7 protein-coding genes are annotated in these 9,573 nt (G+C 73.5%); 2 read left to right on the top strand and 5 right to left on the bottom strand.

From position 1 onward, the window contains the following. Window positions 1-134: 134 nt before the first annotated feature. Window positions 135-902: an ABC transporter ATP-binding protein gene (locus ACZ53K_RS05845; RefSeq protein ID WP_468832337.1), complete on the bottom strand. Its 768-nt coding sequence runs from the start codon at window positions 900-902 to the stop codon at window positions 135-137. Beyond that, window positions 895-1,830, bottom strand: coding sequence for an ABC transporter permease (locus ACZ53K_RS05840; protein WP_468832335.1), 936 nt, complete (start codon window positions 1,828-1,830; stop codon window positions 895-897). Before ACZ53K_RS05840 ends, ACZ53K_RS05845 begins: the two co-directional genes overlap by 8 nt. Window positions 1,831-2,024: 194 nt before the next feature. Here ACZ53K_RS05840 and ACZ53K_RS05835 point away from each other — a divergent pair, with 194 nt between their 5' ends. Together ACZ53K_RS05835 and ACZ53K_RS05830 are read left to right on the top strand one after the other, a co-directional pair. Beyond that, window positions 2,025-2,657, top strand: a complete 633-nt coding sequence (locus ACZ53K_RS05835; protein WP_468832334.1) for a TetR/AcrR family transcriptional regulator — start codon at window positions 2,025-2,027, stop codon at window positions 2,655-2,657. Between the two features lie 243 nt (window positions 2,658-2,900). Continuing rightward, window positions 2,901-5,135, top strand: coding sequence for a PIG-L family deacetylase (locus ACZ53K_RS05830; RefSeq protein ID WP_468832332.1), 2,235 nt, complete (start codon window positions 2,901-2,903; stop codon window positions 5,133-5,135). On the opposite strand, the gene ACZ53K_RS05825 is transcribed toward ACZ53K_RS05830, so the two are convergent. From ACZ53K_RS05825 to ACZ53K_RS05815, 3 genes are all read right to left on the bottom strand, one after another. After that, on the bottom strand, window positions 5,105-5,644 hold the full coding sequence (locus ACZ53K_RS05825; RefSeq protein ID WP_468832331.1) for a GtrA family protein: 540 nt from the start codon (window positions 5,642-5,644) through the stop codon (window positions 5,105-5,107). The two genes, ACZ53K_RS05830 and ACZ53K_RS05825, sit on opposite strands and share 31 nt — an antisense overlap. Continuing rightward, entirely contained in the window at window positions 5,641-6,612 is a 972-nt protein-coding gene (locus ACZ53K_RS05820; protein ID WP_468832330.1) for a glycosyltransferase family 2 protein, read from the bottom strand. The genes ACZ53K_RS05825 and ACZ53K_RS05820 overlap by 4 nt, the downstream gene beginning before the upstream one ends. A 62-nt stretch (window positions 6,613-6,674) precedes the next feature. Further along, complete coding sequence (locus ACZ53K_RS05815) at window positions 6,675-9,440, bottom strand: YfhO family protein (RefSeq protein WP_468832328.1); 2,766 nt, start codon at window positions 9,438-9,440, stop codon at window positions 6,675-6,677. Window positions 9,441-9,573: the final 133 nt, after the last annotated feature.

The raw sequence follows: 9,573 nt of genomic DNA, 5'->3' as shown, positions 1-9,573 counted from the left end.
CCCCCCCCCCCCCCCCCCCCCCCCCCCCCCCCCCCCCCCCCCCCCCCCCCCCCCCCCCCCCCCCCCCCCCCCCCCCCCCCCCCCCCCCCCGCCGTCGTTTCCGGGCGCTCTGCCTGGGCGGCCGGCCCGGACGTCTACCTGGCGGACTTCTCGTACGCCGCCACGACCTCCTCCGTCGGGCCGTCCATCACCAGTTCGCCCTTCTCCAGCCACAGCACGCGGTCGCAGGTGTCGCGGATGGCCTTGTTGTTGTGGCTGACGAGGAAGACCGTGCCCGCCTCTTCGCGGAGTTCGCGGATTCTGGCCTCGGAGCGCTTCTGGAAGGCGCGGTCGCCGGTGGCCAGGGCCTCGTCGATCATCAGGACGTCGTGGCTCTTCGCGGCGGCGATGGAGAAGCGCAGCCGGGCCGCCATGCCGGAGGAGTACGTACGCATCGGCAGCGAGATGAAGTCGCCCTTCTCGTTGATGCCGGAGAAGTCGACGATGTCCGGATAGCGGGCACGGACCTCCTCGCGGGACATGCCCATGGCGAGCCCGCCCAGGACGACGTTGCGCTCGCCGGTCAGATCGTTCATCAGGGCCGCGTTCACACCGAGGAGTGACGGCTGGCCGTGGGTGTAGACACGGCCCGCGGCGGGCGGGAGCAGTCCGGCGACGGCGCGCAGCAGCGTGGACTTCCCCGAGCCGTTGGAGCCGATCAGGCCGATCGCCTCACCCTTGTGGGCGACGAAGGTGACGCCCTTGACGGCGTGTACCTCACGGACAGCGGTGCTCGGCCTGCGGCGGACGATCCGGTCGAGGGCGGCCGTTGCGCTGCCCTTGCCGGCGCTGCCGCCGTGCACCTTGTAGACGATGTGGACGTTGTCGCAGATGACGGTGGGGACGCGGTCGGTGTCAGCCACGGCCGTACTCCTCCTCGGCCTTCCAGAAGAAGACGAATCCGGCGACACCGGCCAGCAGGGCCCAGCCGAGGGCCAGCGGCCACACGTGCGGCGGCAGGTCCTGCGCGCGCACCGTGTCGATCAGGGCGTAACGCATCAGGTCGATGTAGATCAGGGCGGGGTTGCAGTTCAGGGCCACCGAGACCAGGTGGGGCGCGGTGCTGGTGAACGCGGAGAGGTTGTAGAAGACGCCGGAGACGTACATCCAGGTGCGCAGCACGAACGGCATCAGCTGCGCGGTGTCCGTGGTCTTCGCGCCGATACGGGCCATGACCAGCGCGAGGCCGGTGTTGAAGACCGACTGGAGCAGCAGGGCGGGGACCATCAGCAGCCAGTGCCAGGTCACCGGTACGCCGCAGATCAGCACGATGGCCGCCAGCACACCCATGGAACAGATGAGCTGCTGGAGCTGGATGAGGGTGTGCGCGACGGGCAGCGCGGCGCGCGGGAAGTGCAGGGCGCGGACCAGGCCGAGGCTGCCGGAGACGGCGCGGGTGCCGGCCAGGACCGTGGACTGGGTGAACGTGAAGACGAAGATGCCGGTGCACAGGAACGGGATGAAGTTCGGGATGCCGCGGTCGGTGCCGAGCAGCACGCCGAAGATCAAGTAGTAGACGCCCGCGTTGAGCAGTGGGGTCATCACCTGCCAGAGCTGGCCCAGGCGCGCCGTGGTGTACATGGCGGCCAGCCGGGCGGTGGCGAAGGACGCGATGAAGTGGCGGCGCGCCCACAGGCGGCGGGTGTACTCCCGCAGCGGCGGGCGGGCGCCGCTGACGGTCAGGCCGTACTGCTCCGCCAGCGTGCGCAGGGCGGGGTCGGGCGGGGCGGCGGCCGGGACCGCGGGGGACGCCTCGGCGGCGCGGGCCGGTGGGGCGAGGGTCTGGGTCATGAGGGCGGTCGCCTCCGGGGAGTGAGGAGGGGCGTGGACGGGGGCGTTCGGGAGGGGCCGCTGTGCGGGCGGCGGGGCGTCGCTTCCGGCGCCGACGCGACGTTAGAACGGTCCCGTATCGTCGTAACGGTGCCGAGCGTACGACCGCCTGACGTCGAAACGCAACCGTTGCGTCGCGACGCTACGATCAAGGCATGGCAAAGGACGGCAGTGAAGTGACCAGGGCCCCGGGCGTGCCGGGCGGGCGGCGGACGCCCGCCGGGGCCGCCGTACTGCGCGAGGAGAAGACCGAGGCGATCCGCGCCGCGGTCTTCGCGGAGCTGGCGGCGGTGGGGTTCGCGCGGATGTCCATCGAGGGCATCGCGCGGCGGGCGGGCGTCGGCAAGACCGCCGTGTACCGGCGCTGGCGCTCCAAGCTGCACCTCGTGCTGGACGTGGTCTCGGCGGTGGCCGCCGAGGGCCTGCCGACGCCGGACACCGGGTCGCTGCGCGGGGACATCCGGATGCTGCTGGAGGTCGCGGCCCGTGCCCTGCGGCACCCGATGGCGTCGCAGATCATCCCGGACCTGCTGGCCGAGGCGGCGCGCAGCCCGGAGATCGCCGAAGCGCTGCGGACCGCCCTGCTCGACAGTCAGCAGGGTGTCGCGGCGGCGATGGTGGCCCGCGCGGCGGAGCGCGGCGAACTGCGGCCGGGCGTCGACGCGCGCCTGGCGCTGGACCTGATGACCGGGCCGCTGTACTGGCGCCTGATGGTCGTGCGCGACGAACTCCCGAAGAGCTACCTGGACGAGCTGGCCTTCGCGGTGGCGGCGGCTCTGGAGGCGTAGGGCAGCCGCCCGGCCTCACCCCGGCCGCCCGGCCCTCGCCCTCACCCCGGCCGCCCGGCCCCACCCCGGCCGTCCGTCCTCACCCCGCCGCCCCGCCGCCCCCGGCCCCGGACCAATCAAGCGAGCGGTGCGCGCCCGGGGACCGAATACTGGGGTGATGCAGCTGGGTACGCGGCTCATCCCGGTGTGGGCCGCCTCCTGTGACGACTGGGGCGTTGCCGGGCGCCGTGGAGGACGTGATCTGTGCCGACGCACCCGTCCCGGCCGTCCCGACGGCGGCTGCTCCAGGTCGCCGGGGGCGGCGCGGCCGCGGTCACGGCCGGGGCCGGGGTGTGGGCCTGGTGCGGCCCGCGCGCGCCGCTGACGCAGGCGGCGGGTCCCGTACGGGAGCGGGAGGCCGCGGTGTCCGGGGCGGAGCAGGCGTTTCTGCACGTCATCGCGCACGCCGACGACTCCCTGTACTTCATGAACCCGGCTCTGGAGCAGTCGGTGCGCGGCGGCGCCCGCTCGGTGACGGTGTGCCTGACCGGCGGTGAGTCGGACGGCCGGAACACCGCCGAGCACGGGCGCGGGAACCGGCTGCCACCGCGCGACCGCCCGGCGTTCGCGCGCGCCCGTACCAACGGGCTGCGGGCCGCGCACGCGGTGATGGCCACCGGCGACCCGCTCAGCCCGTGGGACGTGGAGGCGGTCTCCCTGCTGCCCGGCTTCCAGGTCGAGATCCAGACGCTGCGGGCCGCGCCGCGCAACCAGCTCGTCTTCATGGAACTGGTGGAGGCGCGGACCGTCTCCGGGCCGCGCGCGCGGAGCCTGCGCGGTCTGTGGCTCGGCGTCACGGACGTGCTGCCCACGCTGCGCCCGGAGAGTACCCCCGTGCAGCGCACGTTCCAGTACACCCGCGAACAGGTCGTCGCCTCGCTGGTCGCGCTTCTGGAGCGGGTCCGGCCCACCGTGGTGCGCACCCTCGACCCGAACGCGGTGCACGCCCCGCACGAGCCGCCGCCCGCCGACGACCCCCGGCTGGGCGGGTTCGCGTACTACGACCACCAGGACCACTTCGCCTCGGCCTACTTCGCGCAGGCCGCGCTGGCGGGCTACTGGAAGCGCGGGCACGGCCGCCCCATCGTCGTGGAGAGCTACCTCGGTTACGAGGCGGGCGTACTGCCCAACAACGTCGACCTGCCGACCGCCCGGCGCAAGGGCGAGCTGCTGTCCGTCTACGGCTGGGCCGACGGCCGGGACTGCGGGGACCGGGCGGGCTGTGGCGACCGCAAGGTAGGCGGCACGGCGTTCGACGGCTGGTCACGCAACTGGACGCGCAGCACCCGGCTGCGTGCCCCCGGCTCGAACAGCTGGCTGCGGCCCCTGAAGGACGGGCGGCTCGCCGCCTTCGCCGTGCTGGACGGCGAAGGCGTGTGCTGGACCGAGACCGCGCCGGGCAACGGCACATTCAGCGGCCCGCACCGGCTCGGCGGCGGCCTCCTCCAGGGCCAGATCCACGCCGTGAGCCACCCCGGTGGCGCGCTTCAGCTCTTCGCCTCCCGTACGGTGCTGCCCGCGCGCAACCACGCGCACCGCCGTGAGCTGCTGACCGCCCGCCAGAACGGCACCGCCCGGAACGGCGTGCCGGCCTTCGGCGCGTGGGAGTCGCTGGGCGCCCCGGACGCCGCCCCGGCCAAGTCTTTGGAGACGGGCTTTCCGGCGGCGGCCGTCGACCGGGACGGCACGGTGCACGTCTTCGCCCTCGACTGGCGGGGCGGCATCGCCTGCCGCAGCGGCGCCAAGGGCGGCGACTGGTCGCTGTGGCGGCCCCTGGAGGCGCCGGCCGCCCCCGGCGGGGCGGCGGACCGGGTGCCGGTCCTCGTCGACGGGCTGGACGCGTGCGTGGACTCCGAGGGGCTGGTGCACGTCGTGGCGCCCAGCGCCCGGGCCGTGCACCACTGGGTGTCCAGGGAGCCGGGACAGTTGCCCGAGCCCACCGGGGGCACCGGCCTGCCCGAACCGGCCGGCCCGCTGAGCCTGGTGCCGCTGGGCGACGGGGAGGTGCGCCTCGCGTACCGGCAGAGCGGCACGGCCCAGGTGCTGCTCGGCGGGCGGCGGCCGCGGTCCGGGACCTGGCGGCTGACGGCCCGGTACGAGCCGGTCGGCGGGTACGGGCGGGTGGCCGCGGCGGCCGTCGGCAAGCCCGCGCGGACGGTCGTGCTCGCGGGCCGGGACGGCGCGGGCCTGCTGCGGTACGCACTCGGCGACCCGGAGCAGGACACGCCGGGGCGCTGGCTGACGGGGGAGGTGCCGCACTCGGGCGCGGCGGCCGTCGGGCAGGACACCGACGGGCGCGCGGTGCTGGCGGTCCTCGGCAACGACGGGCGGCTGCACGTGGTGCGGCAGCGGGACGCGGGGGTGGACGGCCCGTTCCCGGAGTGGAAGGCCCAGCCGGTCCCGCGGGGTCAGACCGGTCCCGCGAAACGGGCCGGCTGAGCCTCGTCACCCGTACGGCCGTCTCCCCCGCCCGCCGGAGCGGCCTCCTCGGCCTCCTGCGCGTCCCGTACGGGCACGGACCGCCCCGGTACGGGCCGTACCGGCCTCTCCGGCACCAGGATGCGGGTGGACACCAGATAGGTGAACGGGATCGCGATCACCGCCGCGACCAGGGGTGCGACCCGTGTGCCGAGCCCGCACCAGTTCACCAGCACCACCAGGCCCGCGCTCTGCACCACGTAGTTGGTGACCTGGGTCAGCGGGAAGAGCAGGAACTTCTTCCAGCTGGGCCGGGTGCGGTAGGTGAAGTAGGTGTTCAGGAAGAACGAGCCGGCCATGCTGGACAGGAACGCGATCGTGTACGCCGCGAAGTACGGCATCCAGGGGTGCAGCGCCAGGTAGCACCCGTAGAACGTGAGGGTGTTGACCCCGCCGACGACGGCGAAGCGCAGCAGCCGGCCCCACGGCAAGCGCCCTGGCGGGAACCCGCGGTACGCCCGACGCCTCATCGGCGGGCCCGCCCGGCGACCCGGGCCGTGGGGGTGTGGGTGGGCGTCGTCCCGTTGGTCTCCTTGACCAGGAAGTGCGGGCGGCGCTTGGTCTCGTAGTAGATGCGGCCGATGTACTCGCCGATCAGGCCGAGCATCACCATCTGCAGACCGCCCAGGCCCACGATGATCGCCACCAGCGTCACATAGCCGGGCGCGGTGATGCCGCCGGCGACCGCCGCGCCGACGATCCACAGGGCGTACGCGCCGGCCAGCGCGGCCAGGCTCAGGCCCGTGTAGATCGCCACCCGCAGCGGGCGGCTGTTGAAGGAGATCATGCCGTCGATGCCGTAGTTGACCAGCGCGCCGAAGCACCACTTGGTCCGGCCGCCCTCGCGCCGGGCGTTGCGGTAGTCGAAGGTGACGGTGTCGAAGCCTATCCAGGAGAACAGGCCCTTGGAGAAGCGGTTGTACTCGGGCAGCGAGACCAGCGCGTCCACGGCGGTGCGCGACAGCAGCCGGAAGTCGCCGACGCCGTCGGTCAGTTCCACGTCCACCCATTTGTTGACGGCGCGGTAGTACAGCCGGCTGCACACGCTGCGCAGCGGCTTGTCGCCGTCCCGGCTGCGTTTGGCGATGACCTGGTCGTGGCCGAGCTGGTAGAGGTCGAGCATCTTCTCGATGAGCTGGGGCGGGTGCTGGAGGTCGGCGTCCATGAGGATCACGGCGTCGCCGGTGGCCTCCTTCAGACCCGCGAGCATCGCGGACTCCTTGCCGAAGTTACGGCTGAAGGAGAGGTAGCGGGTGGTGGGGCGGTGTTGCTGGGCGAGGGTGCGTATCCGGTGCAAGGTGCCGTCGGAGCTGCCGTCGTCGACGTAGCACAGCTCGTACTCGACGGCGAGTGTGCCGAGCACCTCTCGGATCTCCTCGTCGAAGCGCCCGATGACTTCCTCTTCGTCGTAACAGGGGACAACGACCGAGAGCTTCATGGAGGGCCCTTTCGCCGGGGCGGAGCGCGGCGGGAGCCACCACGTCCCAGGCAGTAATTCTACTAATCACATGAAATGTCACGATTCGGGCGAGAGGGTGGGGTGGTGCGCTCCGCCCCGCGCCGCCGCACCCCGCAGACGACGGCCACGGCGGCCGTCACCCCCAGCGCGGCACCGCTCACCGCCAGACCCGCCATCAGCCCGGGCGGACGGTACGAGCAGTCCAGCCGCGAGGCGCCCGCCCCGAGCGGTACGGCGATCAGTCCGCCGAACGAGTGAGGGGCCCGGGCGGCGCCGTCGTCCACCCGGCAGCTCCAGCCGGTCACGGCCGGGACGGCGAGGACGGCCGTGCCGGTGCTGCGCGCGGGCAGCACGGCGGACAGCCCGTGCCCGCTCGACGAGAGCCGCACCGGGCCCTGTCCGCGCAGGCGGACGACGGCGCCGGTGAGCTTCTTCGTGGCGAGGCAGCCGAGTGGGTGTTCGGGGACGCGCTGGGCCTTGTGGTTGCTGAAGGACACCGTCAGCCGTCCGTCGGCCGGGACCGTGCCCAGGCCCCTGACCGGGTTCGCGGTCGTCTCCCGGGTGCCGAACCCCGGGGAGGTGTGGCCGAGGGCCCGCACCTTGCCCTCGTACCAGGGCGCGTACCAGTAGACGGCGGAGCCCGGCGCGCACCGGGCGGTGAAGACGGCCGCGCCGCCGCGGCGGGTGGCGGGCAGCCGCCATGCGCCGTCGGCCAGCCGCGGAACCGGACGCACGGTCCGGTCCGGAAAGCCGGCCACGGAACGGCTCCCAGCCGCCGGGCCCCCGGCGCCGCCGCCACCGCCCGCCAGGCGCAGCGGCGGCACCTCGTACACCCGCGCGCCCAGCAGCCGCTCCTGGCGGGCGAAGACCGAGCCGCCGCCGACGCGCGGATCGGCGCGTACGTCGATGCCCCGCCCGGCGGCCCCGCGCCGCCGCTGGTCGAGGCCGTCCGCCGACAGGCCGGGCCGTACGGTCAGCAGGGGCGCGGCGGCGGCCCGGCCCACGTCGACCGGGCCGGCCTGCGGACCGGTCTGGAAGCTGCTCACGCCCATGACCGCGCGGCTTACGGGGTCCTCGAAGCTGCGCGTGTGGCGGCCGTGGATGTACCAGCCGCCGCCCAGCTCGCGCAGCGTGCGCGCGGTCCGCGCGGGCAGGTAGCTGCTGTAGTACGAGCCGCCCTCGCCGCCCAGCAGCAGCGGATCGTTGTTGGCGAACTCGTGCGGGCCGGGGTCGGTGCGGGAGCGCGGCCAGTCCGCACGTTCCTTGATGCCCCGGTGCGCCGCGCGGGCCCGGTCGTTGAGGGTGATCTTCGGCCCCCACCATGCGAGCTTGTCCCGTACGGCCGTCACGGAGAACGCCGCGTACGCCGAGCCGAAGAAGACCGCGCAGGTCAGCGCGGCGGCGACGGCGATACGGACGGTCCGGCGCGCGCCGTCCCGGGCCAGTGCCAGCAGCGCGGCGAGCACCACCGCGCCGCACCCCAGGACCAGGACCCAGGTGGCCGGGCCGACCACGCTGCGGCCGTGGCACAGCGCGGCGAGCAGGGCGACCAGTACGCCGCCCGCCGCCAGCTCGCGCGGGCGCGGCCGGTGCGCCAGCGCCAGCCAGGCGATGATCACCAGCAGGGCGCTGAGCACGAAGGAGGCGCGGTACGGGCTGCCGTTGGGGACCGCCAGGCCGTGCCAGACCAGCAGCGTCGGCTTCCACACGAAGGAGATGCCGACGCAGGCGGCCAGCCCGTACCAGGCGACCCGGGTACGCACCGGAATGGCGCGGACGAACGGGAAGGCCGCCACCAGCAGGAGGCCCAGCATCCCGATGAACAGGTGCGGCGCGGGCACCGAGCCGCGCCCGCCGGGCAGCAGCTCCGCGAGGAAGTCCAGCGTCGGCGGCCGCCCCCGGTAGGAGGCCTCCGGGGCGGGCCGGGACGCTTTGCTGGCCTTGAGCGTGACGGTGACCGCGGGCGCCGCCAGCAGGATGCCGGTCAGCGCCATGGCGGCGGCGCGGGCCGCCGCGCGCAGCCGGTGCCGTACGGAGAGGCCCGTTGCGAGGAGCAGGCGCAGGACGAAGACCAGGGTCATGGCGAGGGTGGCCATCGCCGCCGTGTAGAAGTTCCCCGCCCAGGACGCGCCGACGAGCAGGGTGCCGGCTGCCCAGCGGCGCCGGTGCAGGCACCAGTCGGCGGCGATGCCGGTCAGCGGCAGCGAGACCAGGCCCCACATCCACATGGGGTCGGCGGTGCCGTCGCTCACGACCCAGGCGCAGGTGCCGTAGCCCACCGCGAGCAGCGCGCGCAGCCAGGGCGAGCCGGGGTGCACCCGTCCGAGGAAGGCGGTCATCAGTGCGGTGCCGAGGCCGATGCAGCCGAGGGTGACGAGGAACACCGGCAGCTCGGCCAGGTCGCGGGGGAACAGCCCGACGAGCCAGGAGAACGGATTCATCAGATAGGTGAGGAAGTCGGCGAGAAAGGGCACGCCGTAACCGCTGTTCCAGTTGAAGGCCAGATCGCCGGTGGCGCCGCCGTGCAGCAGGTCCCACAGATGGGCGTGGAACGGTACGAACTGATTTCCGAGGTCATTCACGGCACGTGAGCGGGTACCGAACGGATAGCTGCCGAGCATCGTCATACCGAGGCAATAGGCGCTCATGGCCAGCAATGCCGCGAAAGGCGGCGCGAACCGTGGCCCGGCCAGCGGTTTCGCCGACGCGGTCAGCGTTTTGATGGTCACTTTCACGGGGCGCCGCGCTTCCCTGCTCAGCTGCGTCTTGAGCGAGTAGATGCCGTTTTTGGGTGATCCGCTTTTCATGTACGGCATGTCGTGACCCGGTTCTCGATGCGGGTGATCGTCCCCGGGTCGAGAGTCCTACGGTAAGCCAAATGTCCGCAATAATGCGGTTTGACAAGAGCAAGGTGCGGCGGCGAACGTGCGCTCGTACGCC

It is taken from the genome of Streptomyces sp. NPDC033221, assembly GCF_055577005.1.
Note: the sequence above shows the minus strand (reverse complement) of the source record. Positions and strands in the feature narration are given on the sequence as shown.

Bases quoted from the DNA above. Each gene is read 5' to 3' on its own strand.
- ACZ53K_RS05825 (WP_468832331.1), bottom strand. From the start codon at position 5,644: ATGAGGCGTCGGGCGTACCGCGGGTTCCCGCCAGGGCGCTTGCCGTGG.
- ACZ53K_RS05835 (WP_468832334.1), top strand. From the start codon at position 2,025: ATGGCAAAGGACGGCAGTGAAGTGACCAGGGCCCCGGGCGTGCCGGGC.
- ACZ53K_RS05840 (WP_468832335.1), bottom strand. From the start codon at position 1,830: ATGACCCAGACCCTCGCCCCACCGGCCCGCGCCGCCGAGGCGTCCCCC.
- ACZ53K_RS05815 (WP_468832328.1), bottom strand. From the start codon at position 9,440: ATGAAAAGCGGATCACCCAAAAACGGCATCTACTCGCTCAAGACGCAG.
- ACZ53K_RS05820 (WP_468832330.1), bottom strand. From the start codon at position 6,612: ATGAAGCTCTCGGTCGTTGTCCCCTGTTACGACGAAGAGGAAGTCATC.